Origin of the sequence: Oceanibium sediminis, assembly GCF_003265325.1 — a bacterium.
Classification (GTDB): Bacteria; Pseudomonadota; Alphaproteobacteria; order Rhodobacterales; family Rhodobacteraceae; genus Halovulum; species Halovulum sediminis.
In genome coordinates this window covers 1-25,431 of record NZ_QGNX01000018.1, presented here as the reverse complement: position 1 = coordinate 25,431, position 25,431 = coordinate 1, and the positions used below count along the sequence as shown (strand labels likewise).

Below are 25,431 nucleotides of genomic sequence, written 5' to 3'. Positions count from 1 at the left end.
GCCGGGCAGAGGATGATCTGTTCATCCGTGAATCTCGTTCGCTTCATTGTCCGTCCTCGGGTTGGGCCGGACTCTAATCGAGCATGGAAGGAAAAATCCCGTGGCAGGTCAAAAGAAAGAAAGGTTGGCGCCACCTCGGCAACAGGCAGGCTTAGCATTCGCAGGATATCAGCCGTACCGCGTTGCCGACATATTCCACGGGCATCCAGAAGGATTTGGAGGACAAAATGGGGGATGAATGAAAGCGCGCCCAATTAGTATCTTGATTTTTTTAAGTTTTAGGCGGGCTTTATGGCGGTGCTGTCAGACGGATTCGAACCAATCTCAGCAGGCCGCCAAATGCCGGAACCTATGCCGAACAAATTTGGCGCCACTCGGCGAGAGCGGCGGCTCGGCCGGCTCTGAAATTGTCGCGTGAGTAGAGGTGACGCTCCTGGTTGAAATGATTGCAGACTGAGGCTTGAACGGCGGAGTATTTCTGTAAACATCGCATGCTGCGGAACCGCTGCATGGCCCGTTCTCGTCGTCGAAATGGTAAGTGCGAATTTTCCGCCCGATTGTTCAGCCAGCGACCCGTTTCCTGCCGGTCCGCGTTGCCAACGACTTTCATCGCAGCGCCATACGATCGAAATTTGTCCGTCACCAAGGCATTCGGAGATCCATGCCGGCGCATTGTTTTCTTGAGAAATTTCAATTTTGCTTTGCGATCCCGCCGCTTCGTCACGAAGGATCCCAGCGCTTCGCCCTCGTGATCAACGGCCCGCCAAAGGTAATGCGTTTCGCCGTTTATCTTCACAAATACCTCGTCCAGGTGCCACTGCCAATTCGAGTACGCACCCATTCGCTGGACACGTTTACGACGAATTTCTGCGGCGAACATCGGGCCAAACCGGTTCCACCAGTACCGCACAGTCTCGTGGCTGATGTCGATGCCGCGCTCGTGCAGCAGATCCTCGACGTTGCGGAGCGAAAGCGGAAAGCGAACGTACATCATAACCGCCAGGCGGATGATCTCCGGGCTGCTGTGAAAGTACATGAAAGGGGCGCGTTTTGTCATGGGTGGACGCTACGAAACCGCCCTACCCGCCTCAAGCCGATTTGTTCCGACAAAGCCAGTTGGTGGGGACACGCAGCTGATTAGATTTTGTCCAGCCTCTACGGAGCGAATGCAAGCTATTGAGCAGCGATCGATAGTCCTTTTATGCAGGGATTAAGGTAAATAGACAGCTCCTTCTATCTAGCCACATCATGGTATGTCTTAGGAGTACTCAGGGCAAACTAAGGCCCTCCTCAAGCCATTACTGTAGTGCGTAAGGCGTAGCCTGAATGCCCCACCCTTCGGTAAAGGGGCCTTGCCTCCCGGACACCAGCAGTCAGGTACGCTGACCTCTCTTTGGAGGCTAAGCCATTTCTGACAACAACAATAAGGAATAATAATCCCCCCGATTTTTGAAGTGCCCTCTAAAGCCCCCCCACCCCTTCTGGGGAATTGGAAAAACTTCACCGCTCCATGCCAAAGCCGCCAGCGCCACCAATTAAGCATCTGCCATTAGACCTTGCTCTAGTGGCAGCCCTGAAAGGTGGAGGGATTGCCTGTCAATGAAGTCGGTTTCCGGCTTTTGGCAGACATCTGCCGCAACGTCTTAGACATCAATGACAGACAGGAGGGCACGATCATGCTGATCGGCTACGCTAGGACCTCAACCCTGGAGCAAATTGCAGGGCTGGAGGCGCAGAGAGAGTCACTGAGGGCGATCGGCTGCGAAAAGGTATGGGAGGAGCGGACGAGCTCAGTCGGCGTCAGGGAGTCTCTCCGTGGCGCTATGGACTATGCCAGAGAAGGGGATGTGCTGGTGGTGACAAAGCTCGATCGGCTGGCCCGTTCGGTACGGCACTTGGGCGAGATCGTTGAGGAACTAGAAGCAAAGAAGGTAGGGCTCAGGATTCTTGACCTTGGCCTCGATACCAACACCGCCACGGGCAAGCTGATGCTGAACGTGCTTGGTTCGGTCGCCCAGTTTGAGCGGGAGATGATGCTCGAGCGGCAGCGAGAAGGTATCGCCAAGGCGAAGCGAGAGGGGCGCTACAAGGGGCGTAGGCCTACCGCTCAAGGGAAGGCTCCAGAGGTCCTAGAGCTTGCCTCAGGAGGTCTCAGCAAGCGTGAGGTGGCACGACAACTCGGAATATCAGAGCGGTCAGTCTATCGGATCTTGAGCGCTCACTCGGAGCCAAAAGTAGCGTGATAGAATGGCTTAAATCAGCTTGCCATCCCTAACGGGGTGACGAGCTCTGATCTCGATTAGCCAACCTCAGTATGTGGCAACTAGCGGCCGCATACGAGCCTTACACAGGCCCCTCAAACTCTTTTAAGAGCACGGCAGCTTTATAGCTGCATCGTTGGATTCGCCCCCGGCTCGCCATTTTGCGTGTGACGTAAGCGTGTGTGGGAAACGTGTGTGGAAGAGAAATTCGCCGCCAACTTAAACCATTTAAAATCAAAACCTTGAGTGGCGTCTATTCTTGTGGCGGTGCTGTCAGACGGATTCGAACTCGTCTGCAAAAGAACAGCGACACTGTCCGTTTAGCCGCGCCAAGTAGGTGCCACTACGCGAGAGCAGCGTCACGGTTCAGCTTGAAGTTGGCGCGGGGGTATAGGCTGCGGTCGGTGTTGAAGTGGTTGGTGACGGAGGCGTGGACGGAGGCGAACATCTGAAGACTTCGTATCCGCCGGAACTGCTGCATCGCCCGTTCCCGTCGTCGGAATGGGAGATGTGAGTTCTCCCCCCCCTGTTATTCAACCAGCGGCCAGCCTCCTGCTTGTAGACATTCCCGATGTCCTTCAGTGCCGCTCCGTCGGACCGGAGTTTGTCGGTCACCAGAATATGGGGGCGACCGTTGCGCTTCATTGATTTTCTTATGAATTTCAATGCTGCTCTGCGATCACGGCGCTTCGTCACATAGGTTTCCAGCACCTCTCCCTCGTGATCCACGGCACGCCAAAGGTAGTGCGTCTCGCCATTGATCTTCAGGGAAACTTCGTCCAGATGCCATTGCCAGTTCGAATATGCCCGCTTCCGGCTGACCCGGTTTCGCCGGATCTCTGCAGCAAACATCGGGCCGAAACGGTTCCACCAGAACCGAACCGTTTCATGGCAAATATCGACACCGCGCTCGTGCAGCAGGTCTTCAACATTGCGGAGCGAAAGCGGAAATCGAAGGTACACCATGACCGCCAGGCGGATAATCTCGGGGCTGCTGTGAAAGCCCTTGAACGGGTCACTTTTTGTTATGGGTGAAAGCTACGAAACCGCCCTGCCCGCCTCAACCCAATTTGTTCTGACAAAGCCACTGTGGTCGCTCACCGTAGGTGTGCGGCCAGAACCACGACAGAAAAGCCGAAGGCACCGGTCCTCACGGCCCTCGCAATGTCCGCGGGACGCCTTGCCCATGGCTTGACCGCTTGAAGTCCTCGGCCGCGAAGTCGATCAGCGCCCGAACCTTACGTGGGATGGCCCGGCCCTCCAGATAGACCGCACCGACAGGGGCACTTTCGGAAGTGTAGTCTTCGACGAGCAAGACGAGGTGACCTGCTTCGACATTCCCGCGCAGGGCGAAGCTCGGCACATAGGCCAGTCCCACGCCATCAACTGCGAGATCGACAGCGGCACTGGCGGAGTTCACCTGAAATCGGCCCGTGACCGTCACTGCCGTTTCCTTGCCATCTTTGCGAAACACCCAACGGCGAGGGTTGCGCCGGTTCGTGTCTACAATACAGGCATGGCCCGAAAGGTCCTCAGGCGCCTTTGGCGTTCCGTGTCTTTCAAGGTAGTCCGGGCTTGCCACCAGGACACTTCCAAACATTCCAAGCCGGCGAACCTTGAGAGAAGCCTGATCGAAATGCCCGAGCCGGAAGGCCAGGTCGAGGCCCTCGGCGGCGAGGTCCTGATATCGGTCGTTGAGGCGCAGGTCGATGGACAGGGCCGGATGGACCACCGAGAAGCGGCCCAGCATGCCCACCACGTAGACTTCACCGAATGTCAGCGGCGCGGATACTCGCAGTATACCGGAGAGCCCTTTTGAGCCTTCGGCAACCGCGCTCAGGACTTCGTCGAATTCGTCCAGCAGCGCTGGTGCGCGGCCGAGAAGGTCTTCGCCTGCCGGTGTCAAACCGACCTTGCGCGTAGTGCGCTGGAATAGGCGCACGCCAAGGCGCGTCTCGAGTTCGGCAACGTATTTGGACGTGAGCCGGTTCGAAATACCCAGCTGATCCGCAGCAGCAGTGAAGGAGCCGGTCTGGGCGGTGGCGACGAAAGCTCGAAGCTGGTCGATGCGGTCCATATCTCAATTCAGAACAAATTGTGGATAGTTATTCCTTAACATCTCCATTTTGTTGACGCCGCGCAAGTCATAACTTCACGACAGATCGAAACAGCCCGTCGAATGTGACGGCAGACAAATGGAGAAGACCATGAAGATCGCAATCATCGGGAACGGCAATATTGGCTCCGGCCTTGCAAAATCCCTGTCCGCAACATCGCATGATGTAACGGCCTATGGCCGCGACGCGAACCTGCACGCCGCTGTTGGAAGCGCAGACCTTGTCATCCTGGCGACGCCCTACGGGGCGGCGGCGGAACTGGCGACGAAGGCGGATTACACCGGCAAGGTCGTTGTCGACGTTTCGAACCCGGTCACCGAGGATTTCTCGGGTCTGCAGGTTGGACATGACAGCTCGGCCGCCGAGGAAATCGCGAAGGCATTTTCCGGCGCCACGGTCGTGAAGGCCTTCAACACGGTATTCGCGCAGCACTACGCCGACGACCTGGCTTCCGGGGGGACGCCAATCCAGACCTTCGTCGCGTCTGACGACGGGGACGCGAAGCAGTCGGTGAAGGCGCTGGCGTCCGAGGCCGGGTTCGACGCCGTCGATGCCGGGCCGCTGAAAAACGCCCGCTACCTCGAGCCCCTCGGCTTCATGAACATTCAATTCGGATACGTGCTCGGCAAGGGCACGGCAATCGCGCCGCGCTGGCAAGCGGCATGAACGAACCCATAGGAGTGACTGACATGTCCAACTATTCCGCAAACAGCAACGCTGACTTCGCCGCCCTCGTCCTTCGTGTAACCAGTGGCGTGGCCTTCCTCGCCCACGGCTGGATGAAGGTGAGCCTCTTCACCATCCCCGGTACGGTGGCCTTCTTCGAAGGCCTCGGGCTGCCCGGGTTCCTTGCGCACCTGACCATTCTCGGCGAACTCGGTGGCGGCCTGGCTCTGATCCTCGGCTTGGGCGTCCGTACCGTTTCGATCCCGCTGGTGGCGATCCTGCTCGGGTCGGTCTGGGCTCATTCGGGCTTCGGCTGGTCCTTCTCGAACGAGGGTGGCGGCTGGGAGTTCCCGCTGTTCTGGGCCGTTGTGCAGAGCGTGATCCTGATCCTGGGCGCCGGCGCCTACGCGCTCCGCCTGCCGGTTCTCGAGCGCGCCCTCGGCAAGTTCGCCTGAACTCCAACCAGACTGCCGGACCGCAAATGTGTGGTCCGGCCCCACTCGGGAGACTTAGCATGCAAACACATAGCCTTCAGGATCTACATGACCGCTTCGCCCCCTCTGATCGGCTTCCGGTCGTGTTTCTTGGCCATGGCAGTCCGATGAACGTGATCGAGGACAATGATTACAACCGGGCCTGGTCCGAGCTTGGAAGGAGCCTCCCGCGTCCGAAGGCAATTCTGGTCGTGTCGGCCCATTGGATGACTCGCGGCACCACGCTGATTGACGTGTCCGCGATGCCACGCACGATCCACGATTTCCACGGCTTCCCCGAGGCGCTTTATGCCCAGGAATATCCGGCATCTGGTCAGCCAGAACTGGCGCGTGAAGTCGTTACGCTGCTCAAGAGCCACAGGGCGCAGGAGGACGAGAGCTGGGGCCTGGACCATGGTGCCTGGGCCGTTCTGAAGTTCCTCTACCCGGAAGCCGATGTGCCGGTCTTCCAGGTCTCGATCGACTTGGGCCGCGGACTCGACCACCAAATAGCGATTGGCCGCACCTTGTCTGAGCTGCGCAACCGTGGCGTCCTTATCCTGGGGTCAGGCAACGTCGTCCACAACCTGCGCGCCATGCGTCCGGGCGGCAAGCCGCATGATTTCGCGCTGGAGTTCGACGCCCTTTTCGCCGATCGCCTCGCGGACCGAGACTTCGCCGCGCTTGCGGATTCCCAAGGGCTTGGCCCCCTTCTCTCCGCCGCTCATCCGACAGTGGATCACTACCTGCCGGCACTCACCATTGCCGGCGCGTCGGACGCACGCGACGACCTGACTTTCATGACCGACTCCATCGACCTCGGGTCGGTGTCGATGCGCTCGTTCATCTTCCACACGAATTGAGGAGACTGGACCATGCTTATCGACGGAAAATGGATGGAAGACTGGCAGCCGGTGCAGAAGGCAGACGAGAAAGGTCGTTTTGTGCGCCAGGTTTCGAGCTTTCGCAATTGGATCACTGCGGATGGCCGCCCCGGCCCGACGGGGGAAGGCGGTTTCGCGGCCGAGCCCGGACGCTATCGCCTCTATGTCGCGCTGATCTGCCCCTGGGCATCCCGAACCCTGATTGCACGCAAACTGAAAGGTTTGGAAAAGATGATTGAGGTGACCATCGTGAACCCGACCCTGACCGATCAGGGCTGGAGTTTCGGTGGCTATCTCGGCGCTGACCAAGACCCGCTCTTTGGGGCGGAGTACATGCATGAAATCTATACCCGTGCCGATCCGCATTTCACCGGACGCGCGACTGTTCCGGCAATCTGGGACATGAAGCGGGACGTTATGGTGAACAACGAAAGCGCGGATATTCTGCGGATGTTCGACACCGCCTTCGAGCATCTCGTGCCGTCCGAAATCCGTCTGTACCCGGAAGCGCATGCGGCCGAGATCGACGCACTGAACCCGCGCATTTACGACCAGTTGAACAACGGGGTTTACAAGGCCGGCTTTGCGACATCTCAGACGGCCTACGACCAGGCAATGGACGGTATCTTCGCGATGCTCGACGAACTCGAAGACCGGCTGGCCGGCGACTTCCTGTTCGGCGACACGCTGACGGAGAGTGACATCCGAGCCTTCGTCACACTCATCCGCTTCGACGCGGCCTATCACGGTATCTTCAAGACAAACCGCCGGGAAATCCGGGACTACCAGCGTCTGTCCGCATATCTTGAGCGGATCCTCAAGGTCCCCGGCGTGCGCGAAACGGTGGATATGGGCCACATCCTGCAGGGCTACTACTCGATCAAAGCGCTCAATCCACTCGGCGTCGTGCCGAGGCCGCCGGCTCATGTCGAGGCCTTCCTCCACGGCGGCGTTGAGTGAATCGCTCGCTTGTCTACGCTCCTCCGTACAGGCAAATTCTTTCCTGCAATTCAGATTGCTGCGTCGGGCCGCCGCTTTTATCAAGAAGGAAGCATCAATGACTCTGATAGAAGCGCTCGACTATCTTGGCGTCGCTCTTTTTGGTGCAACAGGCGCATTGGCAGCCTCGCGCAATCAACTCGACGTCATCGGATTCCTGTTTCTCTCATCAGTTACCGGCATCGGCGGTGGAACCGCACGTGATCTCATCCTGGACGTTCCGGTGTTCTGGGTTGAGCGGCCCATGTACGTCCTGATTTGTGCGGTGGTTGGCGTGCTCGTGTACTTCGCCGCGCCTGCGATCGAGTCGCGCTACCGCCTGCTTCTCTGGCTCGACGCCGTGGCCCTGGCGGCCTACGGTATTTTTGGGGCCTACAAGGGACTTCTTGTGACAGGCTCTCCGACCGTTGCCGTCGTGATGGGCATGTTGACCGGTACGCTGGGGGGCATCATCCGTGACGTTCTCACCAACGAGCCTTCGGTTCTGACGCGTCAGGAAGTCTATGTCGCAGCAGCCATGGCGGGAGCCGTGCTCTTCGTATCGCTCTCTGGGCTCGGACTCTCGCTCGCGCTGTCGGTCGGCGCAGGGTTCTTGCTGGCCCTGATCATACGCGGTGGCGCGCTGCAGTTTCATTGGAACCTGCCGGCTTACAGGCCCCGGCCCGGACGCGATCCGAAGGACCTCCTCTGAGCGCAGCACTTTGACATGTCCCCCGTCAGCACCCCTGGGACATCTGAGAGGCTTCGATGCCAGTCGCGCCAGTAGCATTCGCGACCCCAATCCAAGCACTTTCGGGGCTAGTAAGATTTCGTCTTTATCAATTACTTGAAGGAAATTCACCAAATCCGCACAGTCATGAGGTCCGGAGAATACCGGCCCTGAGAGACCGATTTCATGCCACCTAGCGGCATGGCCAGTGCTCAGCCCCACCCTCATAACCCTCGAAAACAAAGGAAATATCCGGCCAATTCCGAGTGGGGAGAACGCTCTCGCAGGGGCAAGTGGCGGAGCGGACGCGACCAGGATCGAACGCTCTCTGGACCCTAAGTCATTGTAAGTATTGATCGCGCCTTAGTTCAAACGGCCATTCAGTTCAATCGCGACTGGCAGCGAAACGAATGAGCCGCGGCGGGGCCAGGATCTTGTCGAACACACCAGCATCCTCAGCGGAGGCACAACGCAATCCGAACACGTTCTATGCGAGATCGGCTCTGATGATGGCAACCTCTCACATGGATGCCTTCTCCTTCAGCTTGTGTGAACACACCGCAAGCTTGCCATATTGCAATGCCGTCTGGTTAACTCTTCACCCCCCCAACTCTAGCACTGATGTGTCAGGTAACAATCACAAAGCTATCCAAACGGCATAATCTCAGAAGTTCACAAGGATGCGGTCTTCCTTAGATACTTTTCCAGCCGATTCCGTAGATCTTCGTCCATCGCGATTGCTCGTCCCTCAGAAGTATTAACGTGCACCAGAAATCCCACCGCCGCAGCCTCCCGCTCTGTATTCCGGAACAATGCTAGATCATATCTGACCGAAGAGCGACCTAGGTTCCGGACAACCAAGCCCACGTTTACAATGTCCGGATACGCCATCTCGGCGAAATAGCGACAGCCGGTTTCGACAACCAGGAAACGGCTTGCGCCATTCGCCTCTTGCAGACTGCCGAGATCCCTAAGCAGAAGGTTCACTACCGTATCGAACAGCTGGTAGTGCATGGCGTTGTTCATATGCCCGAAGCTGTCGTTGTCATTCCAACGCGTCGGAAGCTGCAAAGTATGCGGATAGGCATCGAGATTGCGCTGGGGTGACTCTACCATGCCGCTTCATAGATCCCGAGAGCATCCGACCGAGTAACCGGCCGAGGATTGTTGATCAATAGCCGCGTCTGTTTCATCGCGTCGTCCGCCATTTCGGGAAGCGCGACGCGCTCGATCCCTACGTCACGCAGGCGCGGCGGCAGACCGCAGCGCCCTGCCAAAGCCTGTAGCGCGTCGCAGAACGCCGTCGCTCGATCAGTTTCACTGGCCAGTTCGGGAAACAGAAGCGGTGCGATCTCGGCATAGCATTCCGGCGCCGTCACCACATTGAATCGCAGAACATGCGGTAGAACCAAGGCATTCGAAAGGCCGTGTGGAATATTGAAACGCCCTCCGATGGGATATGCCAAGGCGTGTACTGCCGCGACCGGGGAATTTGCGAAAGATTGGCCGGCAAGAAGCGATCCCAGCAGCATGTCGGAGCGCGCGGCCAGATTGCCCGGGGCCTTAACCGCGGTCTCAAGCGATTGCCCCATCAGTCGCAAGGCCTCGCTGGCCAAGGCGCGTGACACAGGGTTGTTGTTGGCGCTGGTAGAGCAGTAAGATTCGATGGCGTGTACGATTGCGTCCACGCCTGTCGCGGCCGTGGTGGATGCGGGAAGTCCAAGCGTGGTTTCGGGATCAAGCACCGCCAGATCCGGTAGCAACACCGGGCTGACGACGCCGGACTTCTCTTTTTCCCCGGTGGTGATGATGGCTATCGGTGTCACTTCCGACCCTGTTCCCGCCGTTGTCGGGACAAGGACCAGCGGAAGGCGACCGGCAGGCAGTTTACCGATACCATAACACTCGCCAAGCGCTGCACCGCTGGCCGCAAGGGCCGCAGCCAGCTTGGCAACATCAAGCGACGATCCACCGCCAAGGCCGAGCACGCCGGTCGCTCCGAATTCGCGCAAAACGTCACGTGCCTCGATGACCAGTCGTTCCGAAGGATCCGCTTCAACTTCTCGAAACAGGGCGACTTCTGCGCCAGCGGCGCGCAATGCGCGCTCGGCGCGATGGGGCATGTCTGTGGCCATCATCCCGGGATCGGTCACGATGACAACCCGCGCACCCAGAAGATTTCCCGCAAACTCGCCAAGCGTGTCGAGCAGACCTGGCCCGAACCGGACCGAGGGCGTGGTGTCGAATGTGAACGGTTTCATTCTTCAAGTCTCCGGACGACCCTCCGGCAGTACCGGATCGTAAAGTTTCTCTAGTTGTGCCGCGACCCGCACGTCCAACTCTTCGACGTCGATGCCCAGATCGCGCGCGAAGATTTCGCGAAACAGGGCATAGCCATATACTGCGGCAGCATAGCTGGCGTGCAACGCCGGCAGGTCGTCAGTTTCTGGCACCAGACCAAGCGCGTGGTCACGTTCGAGCCTCAACAGCGTGGTTTCAGCGTTGGGCATCAGGCGCGGTGCGGTGGAGCCGTCCAGGTGCAACAGCGTAGTCAAGCGCAGATAAAACCCGCTCGCAAGCAGCGACCGCAATCCATGCGCTACCCGCGCACCAAGGCGCATGGGTTCGGTCGGCGTCTTGGTCTCAACCTGCTGCCTGTTCAGCTCATGCTTGATAGCAGACCGCAAAAGCGCGCGCCGGGATCCGAAGTGGTGATACACCAACGTCCGGCTCACCCCGGCGGCCTTCGCCACATCGTTCAAATTGATGCCGTTCAGCACGCCCTGTTCCTGGATCATATCCAGAACGGCTTCTTCGACCTTGGCGGCGGTATCAACTTGATCCTGTCCTGCTGCGGATTTCCCCGGCATAAGCTTCTTCCTCTCAGAGTCCTGCGAATTTTTTCCGGACATTCGGCCCGCGCAGCGGCCCCAGCAGAAGCGCGCCATCAAGATCTTCGAGGTTGCCTAGCGAGGCACGTGTCGCGATCGCGCGGAATTGACGTTTTGTCAGGAAGAGGGCTTCGGCATCTATTTGCAACAGATTTTCTATACGCTGCTGTACTTTATCATCCAGTTCATCAGCCGGGAAAGCGTCAGATATCAACCCCGCCTCGACGCCTTGGCGACCCGAAAGAACCTCGAATTCAGCCAGCATGGACCAAGCGCGCGTCGTGCCAACCAACTCAATCAGGCGATAGAGCGCCCCCCAGCCCAGCGGCAGAGCCAATTTGAGTTCAGGCAGCGACAGCTTTGCATCCTCGGCAGCAAAACGCATGTCGCAGCACATGGCCATGACAAGACCGCCACCGACCACATGGCCGTGCACCTGCGCCACGGTCAGCGCATTTGTCCCCGTCAGAGCGCGTTTCAGATGGATGCCGATCTCGATCGCATTCTGCGCGACGCCGACGTTATCTTCGCTGGACTTGAAGCCTGGATACTGCTTGCGATCGGCACCGGCGCAGAAAGAACGGCCAGCTCCGCGTAAAAGGATGACGCGCGCGCCGTTGGCGTCAGCCTCCTGAAAGGCATGGGCCACTTCGCCAAGCGCCTCACCTGTCATTGCATTCAGGGCTTCTGGACGGTTCAGAGTGACCGTCGCGACGCTCCGCTCATCGTTCCATGTCAAGTCGATGGTCATTGTCCACTCCAATTCGGCTGGCGCTTTTCGGTAAAGGCGCGGGCGGCTTCTGTACCGTCATGAGTTGCGACCATGGCGGAATGACGCCGCGCTTCGCGGTCCAACGCCTCGGCAAAACCGATCTCGTCAGCATCGTTTAGGTTTTGCTTGATCAGCGGCAATGCCAAGGGCGCCGCGGCTGCCAGATCGCGCGCGACCTCGGTTACAGCCTCCATCAGAGCGTCGGGTTCATGGATGCTCGATACAAGACCGATATCCAGCGCCTCTTGTGCAGTGATGGGTTTCGAGCGCAAATACAGGTCGCGCGCACGCCCCGCACCCACAATGCGCGGCAGCAACCACGTTCCTCCGAAATCCCCCGACAGAGCCGCGTTACGGAATGCCGTGGCAAACCGCGCCTTACTGGAGGCAAACCGCAGGTCGGTCGCGCAGGCCCAGGAAAAGCCAGCCCCCGCACAGGCGCCGTTGATCGCAGAGATCGTGATTTTAGGCATGTCCCGCAACAGTTGAGAAGAGCGCATGAACCTGCGCAGCCGCCCCACCTGCGCAGATAGCGGCGGATCACCCGCCACGGCCCCGCCGGGGCCACGCTTCAGATCGCCACCTGCACAGAATGCGCGCCCTGCCCCGGTCAGGATAAGGACACGGATCGCGTTGTCGTCGGCAATGCTTTCAAGCTGTTCGAGAACATCGTCCAAGAATGCCGGGGTCATGGTGTTCATTGCATCGGGACGGTTCAACGTAAGGCGCGCAACGCCATCTTCGATGGTTTCCAGGATCGTATGCTGTTCACTCATCTGTCTTACCCCTTTCTCTGGATAGACACGGGGCGCTGAAATTCGCGGATGCCGTGCAATCCCATTTCCCGGCCACTGCCCGATTGCTTGAAGCCACCAAAGGGCGCACGCGGATTGAAGGGCGCGCCATTCACGTCGATCTGGCCCGCTCGCAGCTGGCTTGTGATCGCGTCGATCCGCGATGTATCCTTGCCCCAGACCGCGGCGGCCAGGCCGTAATCGGTGCCATTGGCCAGCGCTACCGCCTCGTCTTCGTCGGCATAGCCCAGCACGACAAGCACGGGACCGAAGACTTCCTTCGTCACGATCTCGGCCTTCGGATCCGTGCAGACAAAGACTGTCGGGCGCACGAAGTACCCCTGCTCCTGCCCCTCCGGATGGCCGGTGCCCCCTGCAATCAGGGTCACTGCATCGTCTTCTTGAGCACGTTCGATGAAGCCCTGCACCCGGTCGTACTGATCTTTCGAGATAACCGGGCCGAGACGCGCCGCCATCTTCTCCGCCAACGTACCAATCTGCGCTGCGGCATCACCGATCATGGCCTGAGGCACAAGGATGCGGGTCAGCGCGTTGCAGGTCTGTCCGCTATTAAGAAGACCACCGTTGACCATCGCCTTCAGCGCAACTTCGGAATCAGCATCATCCAGCAAAATGCCGGCCGACTTGCCGCCCAGTTCCAGCCCGCAGGGCTTCAGCGCTTTCGCTGCTGCCTGCGCCACGGCGCGACCACCTTCAACCGATCCGGTGAAGGACACGGCGTCGATGCCGTCGTGATCAATCAATTGAGCGCCGGTTTCCGCATCACCTGGCACGACGTTGATCGTGCCAGCGGGAACGATTTCCGCCAGGATTTCCATCATCAGTGCATTGGTACGCGGGGTCAGCTCACTCGGCTTCAGCACCAGCGTGCAGCCAGCCGCGAGCGCCGCACCGATCTTGCACATCGCTTGATGCAACGGATAGTTCCACGGAGTGATCGCGGCAATTACCCCGATCGGACGGTACTGCACGCTGGAATGCGCAATGCTCTCCTCCGCGAGGGCGGAATCCAGGTCGCTTACGAAACCTCGAAGCACGTGGACCGGCAAGCCCGCCTGGACCGCCTTGGCGATCTTCTCGGGGGTCCCTACTTCGGCGTTGATCGCAGCCGCGAGATCCTCGGAACGCTCCTCGATCTTCGCGGCCAGCGCCTCGATCGTCGTGCGGCGCGTGTCGGCATCGGTATGAGACCAGCGTTCAAAGGCAGTACGCGCAGCCGCAACCGCGGCGGCGATGTCGGCCGCGTCTCCGTGGCGCGTCTTGCGGCTTTCCTGGCCGGTCAGGGGACTTGCCAGCACCTGTTCGCGGGTGCCGTCGAGCGTAACGATTTTGCCGTTTACCAAGGCGGTATCGTAGGTATCCATGAATTATCCTTTCAGACCGGTTTTTTGCGGTTCTTCGTGTGTGCAAGTGTCAGCGCCGTGGCGTCGCGCCAACCCTCCAGATCGGCCGCAACGGCGCCGTTGGAGGCAAGAAGTTGCTCGGATTCACCGGCCATTGGGGTGGGCAGCCCCAAGCCGCGATGAGCCAGCATGGCGGCGCCGCGCGTCGTCGCCTCTACGCTCGGGGCACGGTAGAGCGGGCGATCAATGGTAGCGGCAAGGATTGCGCAGAACGCGTCGCTGCGGGTGAGGCCGCCATCGATGCTGATGCGCTCAAGGCGTTGGCCGGTGGCCTGTTCCATTTGTGCGATGATATCCGCGGTGCCAGCCACGATCCCTTCAAGGACAGCACGCACCATTTCCCCGGGTCCGGTGGCGCCCGAAAGTCCGAAGAAAGACGCGCGCGCGCGCGGTTGCCAATGCGGCACACCGAGCCCATCAAGCGCTGCTACGAACAAAGCGTCGCCGCGCACCGTCGGGTCGACGATCCGGTCGATATCACCGGCTTCTGTGAGGACGCCCAAGCGTATGAGCCATTCCACCGCGCTACCCACCGACATCACCGATGCCTCAGTGCCGAAACTAACGCCTTCCGGCGTGCTGAGCGCAATATTACCAAAAGCAGCGCGCGACGGTGTGGCGAAGGGCACGTCCCCCAGCACCATGTCGAGGACACCTGAAGTACCAAATGTGATCTTGGCGGTTCCCGGTGCGACACACCCCTGCCCGTACAGCGAAGCCTGCTGATCCCCGATGACTGCCAGGATTGGCGGCGTACCGATGATGGCATCAGCGCGCAGCCCTTCAGGCAGGCAGGAAACCAGACGCGGCAACAGCGATGGGTCGAGGTTGAGATCCCGCATCAGGTCGCGGTTCCAGTCCAGGGTGGCCAGATCCAACAACCCTGAATGCGACGCATTGACGTGATCGCTAATATGAGCCGCGCCATCCGACAGAACCCAGACCAGCCAGGATTCCAGCGTCCCAACGCGCAACTCACCGGCCCTGGCCCGCGCGCCATCCGCATCCGCCCGGTCCAGAAGCCAGCGCCATTTTGACACCGACAGGCCTGGCACCATCTCCACGCCCCGGGCCCGCAGGGCGCGATCCAGGTCCCGGGTGCGGCTGTCTGACCAGGACAGCACAGGCCCTAGGGGCGAGCCGCTGGCCGCGTCCCAGATCAGGGCCGTAGTCCGCTGGTTGGCGATGGCGATGCCCGCCAACGACCATTGTTCGGCCAGCGCGCGCACATCCGCAAGAACATGGGCAGCCAGCGCCCCCCCGTCCCAGGACAACCCGTCACCATCCCGCGTTTCCGGCACAGTGCTTTGGCGCCAGGCGCGGACGCTGCCGGTAGCATCCACCACCGAGCATCGCAGGCTTGTAGTGCCGAGGTCGATGACCAGAACGAAAGGGGCGCCGAGGCTCATTCCTGCGGCGCGGCCCTGTCCGCCCAATCCGGCGTCGGCCCGAAGGAACTCTTCAGACCCAGCTTGCCAGGGTTCAGGATACCCCTGGGATCAAGCGCATCCTTGACTGCCTGCAAGGCCTCCATGCTGCTGCCCATGGCCTCGCCCATCAGCCGCGCGCGTTGCAGCCCGATGCCGTGGTGGTGCGCCAGGTTCCCGCCATTGGCCAGAACCGACCGGGCCCCGGCGTTCCAGACGTCGCGATACCACCGCGGGCGGTCCGCCATCTCGGGACGACCACCGAACATGAAATACAGACCGGCCGAACCGGGATAGGCGTGCGAGATATGCGCCGTCGCCGTGCGGGTGCCATCCACGGCCATCATCGCTGCCGTGGCATCGTGATAGATCTTCGCCAGCTTCGACCAGGGCGCTGTGATCTCCATGGTGTCGGGTGCCCGCTCCAGGATCAGATCATCCAGCGCGTGAACGCTGTTCCGGTTGCCCAGCCACCGCTCGACCAGCGACGTATCGCTCGGCTTGCCATCACACTCAGCTCGCACGACCGACATGGTCGCCGCAACGAGAGCGGGATCGCCCTCGTTATGGATCAGCAGGATGTGCTGGTCCTTCGTGTCAAAGTTGCGACGCGATTCCGTGGCATCGTAAAGGCGCACGACCGCGGGGCGTGCTCCCCGGTGCGAAAACCTCTTTATCGCCTCGACACCAGCGTCGAAGCTGTCGAATGCCCAGGCACCGCTTTCCGTGTATTCCGCCTTCTTGTGAATATTCAGGCAGGCAGACACGATCACCCCCAGCGTTCCTTCCGAGCCGACGAAGAGTTGCGTCATATCGGGCCCGGTTGAAGAGTGCGAGAATTGGGAGGTTTCGATCACCCGGCCATCTGCAAGAACGGCGGTCACACTGCGGGTGATATCGGCCATGGTACCGTAGCGCGTGCTCATCTGGCCCGCGCCCGAACAGGCGATCCAGCCGCCCACGGTGGCCAGTTTCATCGACTGCGGCCAATGCCCAGCGGTGAAGCCCTCCTTCTGCAGGGTTTCCTCAAAGCTGTCGCCGAAGGTGCCAGCCATGACATCGACACTGAGATCCTCACCGCGCAGATCGGTAATCCCGGAAAGCTGCGTGAGGTCCAGAACAACGCCGCCAAAGACCGGCAACGAGTTGCCCAGAACACCGCTGCGTCCACCCGCGGCGGTCACCGGGATGCCGGTCTCGTTGGCGAGGCGCAGGATCGCCGCGACCTCGTCGGTGTTTTCCGGGCGCGCCACGGCAGCGGGCATCCGAGCGACATGACCTGTGGTTGCCCACACCATGCCCAGCGGCCACCAGTCACGGGCGTAATCGGCGCGCGAATTGGCGTCCACGTCGACTTTTGTGCAGACCTTTTCCAGCGCCTGTACGAAGGCGTCGTCGACCGCCACGGCACTTCCAGTCAGCGTTTCGCGTGGCACAATGCCCGTAATTCCTTGTTGTCCCGGAATTTCGACCGGGCGGCGGGGGGCGATGGCGATTGGGGTGCGGCTCATGTGATGTCCTCTTTCGAACGGTTGTCAGCGACGTCCGGCAGGGAAAGAGCGAGAACGCCCAGTTCCTGCCGCAGCGCTGTTTTCAAGGTTTCGGTTTCGGAGGCGATACGGTTGTCGCCCCAACCCGCTACACGCCCGATGCGCACTGCAATCGCGTCGGCATCGGCCAGCACGGAGCGTCCGTCGTAGGTAGCAATGCGGGTGCGGCGGAACAGAACGTCGGCCAACGATGCGCCCATCTCCGACCGCAGCCCCCACAGGGCCTCGGCTAGGATGGTTTCGCCGCGCGGGGTGATGCGTTCGCCCAACTCGGGCGCCAGTCTCACCAGCCGTTCGATCTTGGTTGCCCGGTCGCCGTAGCGTTTCCCAAGCCGGTCGCCGTCGCTCAGATGGCTCGCGGAAGAAGAGTATCCGTGGAGGCGCAGCCGCCGTGTCGAGCAGCGGACCTTTCGGTCCAGCGCTGAGCAGATCGCATCGACAGTGCCTTCCGCCATTTCGCGATAGGTGGTCAGCTTGCCGCCGGTGACCGTGATCAGGCCCTCGGCCTCAAGCTCGATACTGTGACGGCGGGAAAGATCCGAACTGCGCGCGCTTTTGCCGTCGGCGACCAGCGGGCGGAACCCTGCCCAACCACTGGTAATGTCGTTCGGCGTGATGTCGCGCGTCAGATGGCGATTGATCCCATCGAGGATGTAGGTCAGGTCGCCTTCCGTTACACTGGGCTGGCTGACGTCGGCAGGATCAGTCGTTTCGGTCGACCCGATATAGGCGAACGGCCCCTCATCGACCACTGACACGGTGCGCCGGTCGCTAGCCACGGGAAGGCTCACCGCGACGTCATTGCGCATCAGGTCGATCGGCACGACGATATGAGTGCCCTTGGCAGGCGACAATTTGCGCGGGCTGTCCACGCCGATGCCTTCCAGGAACTTCTGGGCCCAGACGCCGGTGGCGTTGACCACAATGCGCGCATTGACCTCTGTTCGGGCACCGTCCACGTCGATCTGGGCCGTTCGGATGCCGTTCGACATCTCCGACAACCCCGTGCAGCGGGCATGGTTCACCACCACCGCGCCGCGCGTCGCCGCGGTGGCCAGAACGGCCAGCATCAGGCGCGCGTCGTCGGCGCGCAGATCATGGAACATGTAGCCGGCGCCGATCCGATCCATATCCAGCGCGGGCATGTGGCGCTCGACCTCGTCATGGGACAGCCGGCGGTGACGGCGACCAAGGCGCCAGGCCCCGGCGAACTGATAGCTCCAGAGAGCACCTCCAAGCGCGCGCGACAACTTGGGATTGATGACTCCGCCCTTCAGGAATAGCGGGATCATGAAGGGCATGACCCGTACAAGATGCGGTGCGTTGCGTTGCAACGCGTGACGTTCACGCAAGGACTCGCGGACAAGGGCGACATCGCCTGTCTGAAGATAGCGGAAGCCGCCGTGGATCATCTTGGAGGACCGCGACGAGGTTCCGCTCGCGAAATCGCCGGCATCTACCAGCGCCACGCTGAAGCCGCGGGCCGCAGCGTCAAGCGCCACGCCGGCGCCGGTGATACCGCCGCCGATCACCAGCACATCGAAGGTGCCGCCCGAAAGCTTCGCCAAGTGCGCGGCGCGGTCCGCTAAAGGTTCGTCGGCGGCCAGGCGGTCAAGCTCGGCCTTGAAGTCGGAAGGCTCCGTCATGCTGCGCCGCCGGTTGCCACGATGCGGGTCGTCGACGCGTCCCAGCAGAACCACATTGCATCACCGATCTTAGGTAGTGGACCGTCGGTGCGGGTCCGCGCGATCAACTGGCTGCCCTTGGCGTCGATGCCTTCCACGCGCAAGGTGGCGCCGGAAAACACCACGTCGTCAACGGTGACGCGCACGGCATTAGCGGCCTCACCCGCGTCGTCGCAGACTGTCACGTTTTCAGGCCGAACCATTATCTTGATCGGGCCGTCCGGCGTTCCGGGCAGGGACGCAAAGCGTGCGTCGGCCTGGTCAAGCGTGAACTGTCCGTCCTTCAACGTTCCCGCGAAAGTGTTGGAGTCACCAAGGAAGGTGGCGACGAATTCGCTGCCGGGATTATTGTAGAGTTCGGCCGGGGTACCGACCTGTTCAACGGCACCTTCGCGGAAGACCACGATGCGATCCGACAGGGTCAGTGCCTCATCCTGGTCATGGGTGACGAAGATAATGGTCACGCCGAGTTCCCGGTGGATGCGGCGCAGTTCCAATTGCAGCGACTCGCGCAGGCGCTTGTCCAGCGCGCCAAGCGGTTCGTCTAGCAGTAGCAATTTCGGTTCGAAGACAACGGCGCGCGCCAACGCCACGCGCTGCTGCTGACCGCCCGACAACTGGTCCGGCCGCCGGTCACCGTAGGCTTCCAGATGGACCAATGACAGCGCCTGATCGACCCTACGCGCAATGGTCGCCGCATCCGGTCGTGGGCGGCGTTGCTTCAACGGGAACGCGATGTTCTCGCGCACCGTCATGTGCGGAAACAGGGCATAGTTCTGGAACACGACACCGATATCGCGCTTGTGCGCAGGCACTTCGGCCAGCGAGCGCCCATCAAGTTGCATTCGGCCGCCCGCGTCCGGGGCGGCAAAGCCCGCGATCAGGTTTAGCGTGGTGGTCTTACCCGATCCGCTAGGTCCGAGGAAGGTGACGAATTCACCAGGCACGACATTCAGGTTCACGCCCTCCAGAACCTTGAGGCCCCCGTAGGATTTACCGAGATCGTGCAGTTCGAGGGCGGCGCCCCTTGCAGTTCCGTTAGCCATCAGCGGGCCCTCCTCTGGGTTAAGACTGTGCTGGCGATCACGATGAGCGCCGTTAGCAGAAGCAGCATGGTTGATGCCGCAGCGATCGTCGGGTCGATGTCGTTCGCGACAGACCGGAACATCTGCACTGGCAGTGTGCGCATTCCGACGCCCCCCACAAAGAGCGACACGACCACTTCGTCGAAGGAGATGACGAAAGCGAAAAGCGCTCCCGTCATCATCCCCGTGCTGATCAGCGGCAGGATGATATGGATGAAAGTAGTGATACGCGACGCTCCAAGGCTAGCCGCAGCCTGCTCAAAACGCGTGTCGAACTGTTCCAACGTCGCTGCGATCGGGATGAAGGCGAAGGGCAGCGCCATGATTGTGTGCGCAATCACAAAACCAGTGGTAGTGATGTTGAGCCTCCAGTCGAGGAATAGCCCGTAAACCGCCAGCGCGATAATGACCCCCGGAACGATACGTGGCGTCAGCACCAGCGCGCGGATCACGGTCCGCACTTGGGTAGACGCTCGGCGCAATGCGAGACCCGCGAAGACTGACAGGATGGTGGATGTCAGCGTCACCAACACCGCCACTTTCAGCGACGTGATGAACGCCCCCCACCACTGCCGGCTCTCGAAGAAATTGGCATACCATTTCAAGGAAAAGCCTTCGGGGGGGAAAGCGAAGCTGCGGTTCTCTGGGAAGCTCAGCGGGATAACGACCAGCCCCGGAACCAGAAGAAGTGCGATCACCACTGCGGCCCAGATCCAGAGCCATGGCGACTGACGCTCGCCGCGCCCCTCGTCCCCGGCAAAGCGGCTAGTTGAGCTTCCGGTTACATCGAAGCGCATCATGGCTGGCAGAACTACCAGCAACGCCATAAGCAGCATTACCACTGAAGCGGCCGAGGCCAGTGGGATGTTCAACACCGTATTGATCAACGAATAGATCAGGTGCGAAAGAAGCTGGTTCGAGGGGGACCCGACTAGGCCAGGAATGACATAGAAACCGAGCGAAGTGACAAAGACAATCACAGATCCGCCGATGACGCCGGGCATGGACAGCGGAAACCAGATGTCACGGAAGGTCGTCCATTTCGTCGCGCCAAGCGAGACCGAAGCGCGTTCCATTCGCGTGTCGATACCTGCCATGGCGCTATAGAGCGGAAAGATCATAAAAGGCAGCATGACTTGCACCATCGCGATGGTGACACCCGTCGTGGTGCCGCGCAGTACGAGGCCGTCAAAACCCAGAAACTGGGCGATATTGTCGATTATGCCGTTGCGCTGCAGCATCACGATCCAGGCGAAGCTGCGCACCATCACCGACGTAAAGAACGACAACAAGACGACGCCGGTAAGGATGGCAAGTGTCCACCCCTTGGTCCGGACCATGAGGTAGGCGTACGGATAACCGATCAGCAGGCAGAGCCCGGTCACGAGAAGCGCCACGAAGATTGTGCGGATAACGATGCGCACGTAGGTGCTGGAGGTGAAGAACTCGACGTATTCACCGATGGGGCCGCCGTCCCCTCCAAAACTATTGGCAAGGACAAGTACGACGGGCCAAGCGAAGAAAACGGCCAGAAAGGCCACGATCGGCGCCATAAGCATCAGCATGCCTTTGTTGCGCGCAATGAAGCTAGATGATCCTGAAGACATGTTTCCTCCGTTCAGTGCCCCGGGCCCTGCGGTATGATCCTGCGGATGTCGTAGGTCGAGGGCGCCGGGCCGTGCCCCGTAGTCGGGGCGGCCCGGCGCGGATGTCAGTGGATGACGATCAGTTGTTCAGCCACTCGGTCCAGCGGCGGTTGATCTCTTCCGAGTTGTCGGCGACCCACTGCAGATCGGGAACCACGGCGCTTGCGGCACGCTCGGGCGTAGCGGCAAAAACCTTCTGGCCGGCTTCGTCCAGATCGGGCTCGGTTCCGATCACACCGGGCGTCACCGGATAAAGCTCGGAAACCCGCGCCTGCTGGGCGGCCTCCATCGCGGTGCGGATGAAGTCGGCACTGACGTCGGGATGGGCAACGCCTTTCGGGATCGTCAGCACGTTGTTGTAGATGATGTGCTGGTTCCAGACCGGCTCGAACGGAGCGCCGTTCTTGAGCGCGGGATAGGCCCGCGAGGACCATGCCATCAGCATGTCGACCTCTTCGCTTTCCATCATCTGGGTGGATTGCGCACCCGAGCGCCAGAACACGATGTCATCGCGGATGGTGTCGAGCTTCGCGAAGGCGCGATCAAGGTCGAGCGGATACAAATCCTGGGGCGCGACGCCGTCGGCCATCAGGGCGATTTCCAGGTTCACACCCTCCGCACCGTCCCATAGGCCGCGCTTGCCCGGGAACTTCTCCGTATCGAAGAAGTCGGCCCAGTTCTGTGGCCCGCCATCAGGGAACGCGCTGGTGTTGTAGAGCATGATGTTGGCGTAACCGACACTGTTAATGCCGCATTTGTTACCAAATCCGGGAAGCACGTTCTCATAGTTCTGCAGGTCTTCGGGCAGCTCCTGGAAGAGTTCGCCGCAATAGCGCATGGTGAATACCGGAGGAACCTCGACCACGTCCCAAGTCACGCGGTCCGCCTGCACCATCTGCTGAAGCTGCGGCAGGGTTTGCGGGCCATCGCCCAGTACCTCGATGCCGGTCTTCTCCTCAAAAGCCTTGCCGGTGGCGTCCAGCACCGCTTGCAGGTACGGGCCTCCGGTGTTCGCTACGACGATGTGATCCGGCTTGTCCTGTGCTGCAAGCGACCCCGCCGAAGCCGTTGCGGCGATGGCCGCGAATGTGATCAGTTTTTTCATTTCTTCTCCTCCACTATTTGGTCCCGGGCGGGTTTGCCGGGGACCGGTTGGTTCAGTTGCGATTCACCACGATGAGCGAGTCGAGCGCGACCAGCCCGCCCTCTTCGCCGCGCACCATCGGGTTCACGTCGATTTCCGCGATGTCGTCGCTTCCCATGACAAAGGCGATGCCTTCAATCACCGGGCGCAGTGCACCGGGCGCCAAGCCGTGGCGCGCCTCGACCCTGGCCGCATAGGCGTCCCAATTGGCGCTATCGGTGTTCAGCAGCAGTGCGTCGCGCGCACCGCTCGCCTCTTCTATGCCGACACCGCCGGGACCGATCACAACGACCGGACCGTAGAGCGGGTCGCGCAGCGCTCCGACGCCGATTTCAGCGTCAAAAGACACCATGGGCTGCACAAGCAACCCGCGCGCCGGATCCTTCGAGTGATCGTTCAGCGTCTTCGCCATCTCTGCCAACGTGCCGGGGAGTTCCGCCGGCGTGACGCCGACCCGGACAAGCCCAACCCGGTTGCGATGCGGCACGTCATGGGCATTGCCCTTGACCACAAGCAGATCCCACCCTTGGGTCGCGACCCGCGCTGTCAGATCCTCCAGCGCATCGACTTTGCCGAACTCACAGGGGACGAAGCGCATCCCATGCTGACCCAGAAGCTGGCTGCTTTCGTACTCGGCCAGCGTCTTCTGCCCCCCGACCAGATCGGGCAGGACCAGGTTGGTCTGCGCCAGATCCCTCCATGTCGCGCTCCGCGGCGCGCTCAGCTTCATCTGGGCGCCGAGCATGCGCACGCCTTCCCCCATGCTGGTGGCGAGAATGCCGGGGGTTTCAACCTGCGCCAATCCGGCCGCCGGAGCGATCTGCCAGATGAATGTCACCGGTTTATTACTGTCCGAACAGTATTGTGCGATCGGCACCACCTGGTCGGCGCACATTTCACCGAAAGCGATATAGACGATCAGCGCATCAACCTCATCGGCGGCGATCAGCGTGTCGAGGGTCGGCTTGAACAAATCCAGCGTGGCCTCCCAGCCGCCCCCGATATCAATCGGGTTTGTGTCACCGGCCCCAATCATGCCGATCTCGGCGACCTTCCTGCGTGTTTCATCGGCCAAGGCAACCACCCGACCGCCGGCCGCCTCAACCTGATCGGCCAGAACCGCCCCTGCCCCTCCCGAGTTGGAAAGAATGCAGACACGTGGATTGACCGGCATCTGCCAGTCGCGCTCCAGCGCGGCAAGCACCGGTTTGACCTCATCGTCGTCATGGATCCGCACGATGCCGAAATCGTCGCACAGCGATTGCAGGAACATGTCATTGCCGACGATGGCCGCCGTATGGGACAGCGCCGCCCGCTGCCCTGCTTCAGAGCGCCCAGCGTTCAACAGTACAACGCGCTTGCCCAATGCGGCGGCACGGGTAGCGGTTTCGGCCAGGTTCCGGGGATCACGCAGCGCCTCGATGTAGAGAAGAACCACGTTCACTTCGTCCCGCTCTACCAGGTGGCGCGCAATCTCGGTGGCGCCCAAAGTCGCTTCGTTACCGACGCTGACAAAGTAGGAATAGCCGCTGCCTGCCTCTTCAACACAGCGAGACAAGACAAGCCCCAACGCGCCCGACTGCGCCACGAGCGCAACCTCGCCCGGACCACGCAGGGTGTGGTTCAGGAATGGCGCGGCCGACAACTTCACATCGTCTACCCGGTTCGAAATTCCAAAGCAGTTGGGCCCAAGCATCGCCATGCCACCGGCAGCCTCGACCAAGCGATCTTGAAGCGCAGCCCCCTCAGCACCTGCCTCAGCAAACTCCGATGCAAATACGATGACGGCCTTGGCCCCTGCCGAGCGAGCCTCCGACACGACGCCAATAGCACGTTCAGCTGGAACACAGATGACCACCAGTTCGGGATTGGGAATGTCGGCGATAGCGCGCACAGTTGGAACGCCAGGAAAGTCTGTTTTCGGGTGGACGACGTGCACGTCACCGTCAAACCCGCCGTCGATCAGCACCCGCACCACGCGATGCCCCCAAGACTGCGGATCGGCAGCCGACACACCGACGACGGCAATGCGCCGGGGCGAGAGCAGCGACTCCAGCGATTCTGATTGGGAGCCGGAATCTTTCACATCATGGGCACAGTTCATCTTCGCCTCGCTATATCCTTCACTGACGTTACGTACATATACATTGACGTTTTGTCAATTACCGTCGACGTATGCGTGTGAAACCAGAAGAACTCGCGAAACCATCTGAAATTCATTAATATTTTCAGATCACGACCGACGCAGGGCTACACCCCCAACCCTCTGCCGAAGCGCCAATTGATCGACAGCACACTCACATCGCCGCGGGAACCAAGGCGACTCGCGGTACTATCGAACTCCGCTCGGGATACGTCATGGACTCACCTCCTTCGTCGCGATGCGTTCACCCAGCCGCCCCAACAGATTCCTGACATTCAACACATGCCACCGCCCGTTGCGGCGGGTGACGATCCCTCGGGCGTTGAGCTCTGCGGCCAGAGGATCGCCGATTGTGCGGTGTTGCCAGGCACGAAGGAAGGAAAGAAGGGAGACGCCGGAGAACTTGCGATAATGTCGGCTTTGCGTCGTGATGGCCACAAACCACGACATGTTGCGCTTATATACGATCGCTTTGGCTACGACATAGAGCACAAAGAAGAGTTCCAAACCTCAGGACTGGAGATCAAAGCGGCTGTAGAGTCCACGGCCGCTCGCGCTTTCATCTCCCGCAACGAATTCGACGTCGCGAAAAGGATGGGTGAACGATGGAAACTAGTCCAGGTGATCTTTTCATCGCGGGTGATAGCAAGTGGACCTGTCCCGTTTTAGTGCCGCCCCAAGTGCTCGTTTAGGCCACTTTCCGCTCGAAGGCGACCGGGCTTTTCCAGCCCAATGCTGAATGCCGTCGGCGTGGATTGTAG

General features: G+C 60.6%; 23 protein-coding genes and 1 pseudogene. 7 read left to right on the top strand and 17 right to left on the bottom strand.

Annotation, left to right across the window (positions count from 1 at the left end):
- Positions 1-349: 349 nt before the first annotated feature.
- Positions 350-1,057, bottom strand: a complete 708-nt coding sequence (locus tag DJ029_RS20305; protein WP_112324311.1) for an IS6 family transposase — start codon at positions 1,055-1,057, stop codon at positions 350-352.
- Between the two features lie 619 nt (positions 1,058-1,676).
- On the opposite strand from DJ029_RS20305, the gene DJ029_RS20300 reads away from it, so the two are divergent.
- Positions 1,677-2,243, top strand: a complete 567-nt coding sequence (locus DJ029_RS20300) for a recombinase family protein (RefSeq protein ID WP_112324313.1) — start codon at positions 1,677-1,679, stop codon at positions 2,241-2,243.
- Between the two features lie 361 nt (positions 2,244-2,604).
- Here the strand turns inward: DJ029_RS20300 and DJ029_RS20295 are convergent.
- Positions 2,605-3,290 (bottom strand): annotated as a pseudogene (locus DJ029_RS20295) (IS6 family transposase).
- A 121-nt stretch (positions 3,291-3,411) separates the two neighbouring features.
- Positions 3,412-4,338 (bottom strand): LysR family transcriptional regulator, encoded by a 927-nt coding sequence (locus DJ029_RS20290; protein WP_112324310.1) that lies wholly within the window; start codon positions 4,336-4,338, stop codon positions 3,412-3,414.
- A gap of 130 nt (positions 4,339-4,468) precedes the next feature.
- On the opposite strand from DJ029_RS20290, the gene DJ029_RS20285 reads away from it, so the two are divergent.
- The 5 genes from DJ029_RS20285 (at position 4,469) to DJ029_RS20265 (ending at position 8,091) form a co-directional block, all read left to right on the top strand.
- A complete protein-coding gene (locus DJ029_RS20285; protein ID WP_112324312.1) occupies positions 4,469-5,044 on the top strand; it encodes an NADPH-dependent F420 reductase in 576 nt (191 codons plus the stop codon).
- Positions 5,045-5,067: 23 nt separating this feature from the next.
- Positions 5,068-5,499 carry a DoxX family protein gene (locus tag DJ029_RS20280; RefSeq protein WP_112324309.1) on the top strand — a complete coding sequence of 144 codons (432 nt, stop codon included), beginning with the start codon at positions 5,068-5,070 and terminating at the stop codon, positions 5,497-5,499.
- Between the two features lie 59 nt (positions 5,500-5,558).
- Positions 5,559-6,380, top strand: a complete 822-nt coding sequence (gene ygiD, locus DJ029_RS20275; RefSeq protein WP_112324308.1) for a 4,5-DOPA-extradiol-dioxygenase — start codon at positions 5,559-5,561, stop codon at positions 6,378-6,380.
- A 12-nt stretch (positions 6,381-6,392) separates the two neighbouring features.
- Positions 6,393-7,361: a glutathione S-transferase family protein gene (locus tag DJ029_RS20270; RefSeq protein WP_112324307.1), complete on the top strand. Its 969-nt coding sequence runs from the start codon at positions 6,393-6,395 to the stop codon at positions 7,359-7,361.
- 97 nt (positions 7,362-7,458) lie between these two features.
- The gene (locus DJ029_RS20265; RefSeq protein WP_112324306.1) at positions 7,459-8,091 is read left to right on the top strand and encodes a trimeric intracellular cation channel family protein; all 633 of its coding nucleotides are present in this window, start codon (positions 7,459-7,461) and stop codon (positions 8,089-8,091) included.
- Positions 8,092-8,781: 690 nt separating this feature from the next.
- On the opposite strand, the gene DJ029_RS20260 is transcribed toward DJ029_RS20265, so the two are convergent.
- The 14 genes from DJ029_RS20260 to DJ029_RS22240 form a co-directional block, all read right to left on the bottom strand.
- Positions 8,782-9,225 (bottom strand): acyl-CoA thioesterase, encoded by a 444-nt coding sequence (locus DJ029_RS20260; RefSeq protein ID WP_112324305.1) that lies wholly within the window; start codon positions 9,223-9,225, stop codon positions 8,782-8,784.
- Positions 9,219-10,370: an iron-containing alcohol dehydrogenase gene (locus DJ029_RS20255; RefSeq protein WP_112324304.1), complete on the bottom strand. Its 1,152-nt coding sequence runs from the start codon at positions 10,368-10,370 to the stop codon at positions 9,219-9,221. The genes DJ029_RS20260 and DJ029_RS20255 overlap by 7 nt, the downstream gene beginning before the upstream one ends.
- A gap of 3 nt (positions 10,371-10,373) precedes the next feature.
- The gene (locus DJ029_RS20250) at positions 10,374-10,979 is read right to left on the bottom strand and encodes a TetR/AcrR family transcriptional regulator (protein WP_157966468.1); all 606 of its coding nucleotides are present in this window, start codon (positions 10,977-10,979) and stop codon (positions 10,374-10,376) included.
- Positions 10,980-10,992: 13 nt separating this feature from the next.
- Entirely contained in the window at positions 10,993-11,751 is a 759-nt protein-coding gene (locus tag DJ029_RS20245) for an enoyl-CoA hydratase/isomerase family protein (protein ID WP_112324302.1), read from the bottom strand.
- Complete coding sequence (locus DJ029_RS20240) at positions 11,748-12,548, bottom strand: enoyl-CoA hydratase/isomerase family protein (protein WP_112324301.1); 801 nt, start codon at positions 12,546-12,548, stop codon at positions 11,748-11,750. The genes DJ029_RS20245 and DJ029_RS20240 overlap by 4 nt, the downstream gene beginning before the upstream one ends.
- A gap of 5 nt (positions 12,549-12,553) precedes the next feature.
- Positions 12,554-13,951 carry an aldehyde dehydrogenase family protein gene (locus tag DJ029_RS20235; RefSeq protein ID WP_112324300.1) on the bottom strand — a complete coding sequence of 466 codons (1,398 nt, stop codon included), beginning with the start codon at positions 13,949-13,951 and terminating at the stop codon, positions 12,554-12,556.
- Positions 13,952-13,962: 11 nt separating this feature from the next.
- Entirely contained in the window at positions 13,963-15,399 is a 1,437-nt protein-coding gene (locus tag DJ029_RS20230) for an FGGY-family carbohydrate kinase (protein WP_112324299.1), read from the bottom strand.
- Positions 15,396-16,928 carry an FAD-binding oxidoreductase gene (locus DJ029_RS20225; RefSeq protein WP_112324298.1) on the bottom strand — a complete coding sequence of 511 codons (1,533 nt, stop codon included), beginning with the start codon at positions 16,926-16,928 and terminating at the stop codon, positions 15,396-15,398. The genes DJ029_RS20230 and DJ029_RS20225 overlap by 4 nt, the downstream gene beginning before the upstream one ends.
- Positions 16,925-18,613: a glycerol-3-phosphate dehydrogenase/oxidase gene (locus DJ029_RS20220; RefSeq protein ID WP_112324297.1), complete on the bottom strand. Its 1,689-nt coding sequence runs from the start codon at positions 18,611-18,613 to the stop codon at positions 16,925-16,927. The genes DJ029_RS20225 and DJ029_RS20220 overlap by 4 nt, the downstream gene beginning before the upstream one ends.
- Positions 18,610-19,698, bottom strand: coding sequence for an ABC transporter ATP-binding protein (locus tag DJ029_RS20215; RefSeq protein ID WP_112324296.1), 1,089 nt, complete (start codon positions 19,696-19,698; stop codon positions 18,610-18,612). The genes DJ029_RS20220 and DJ029_RS20215 overlap by 4 nt, the downstream gene beginning before the upstream one ends.
- Complete coding sequence (locus DJ029_RS20210) at positions 19,698-21,344, bottom strand: ABC transporter permease subunit (protein ID WP_112324295.1); 1,647 nt, start codon at positions 21,342-21,344, stop codon at positions 19,698-19,700. Before DJ029_RS20210 ends, DJ029_RS20215 begins: the two co-directional genes overlap by 1 nt.
- A 118-nt stretch (positions 21,345-21,462) precedes the next feature.
- The gene (locus DJ029_RS20205) at positions 21,463-22,488 is read right to left on the bottom strand and encodes an ABC transporter substrate-binding protein (RefSeq protein WP_112324294.1); all 1,026 of its coding nucleotides are present in this window, start codon (positions 22,486-22,488) and stop codon (positions 21,463-21,465) included.
- A gap of 52 nt (positions 22,489-22,540) precedes the next feature.
- On the bottom strand, positions 22,541-24,631 hold the full coding sequence (locus tag DJ029_RS20200) for an acetate--CoA ligase family protein (RefSeq protein WP_112324293.1): 2,091 nt from the start codon (positions 24,629-24,631) through the stop codon (positions 22,541-22,543).
- A gap of 252 nt (positions 24,632-24,883) precedes the next feature.
- Positions 24,884-25,177: a hypothetical protein gene (locus DJ029_RS22240; RefSeq protein ID WP_232823159.1), complete on the bottom strand. Its 294-nt coding sequence runs from the start codon at positions 25,175-25,177 to the stop codon at positions 24,884-24,886.
- Here DJ029_RS22240 and DJ029_RS22540 point away from each other — a divergent pair.
- Positions 25,082-25,339: a protein NO VEIN domain-containing protein gene (locus tag DJ029_RS22540; RefSeq protein WP_157966466.1), complete on the top strand. Its 258-nt coding sequence runs from the start codon at positions 25,082-25,084 to the stop codon at positions 25,337-25,339. The two genes, DJ029_RS22240 and DJ029_RS22540, sit on opposite strands and share 96 nt — an antisense overlap.
- Positions 25,340-25,431: the final 92 nt, after the last annotated feature.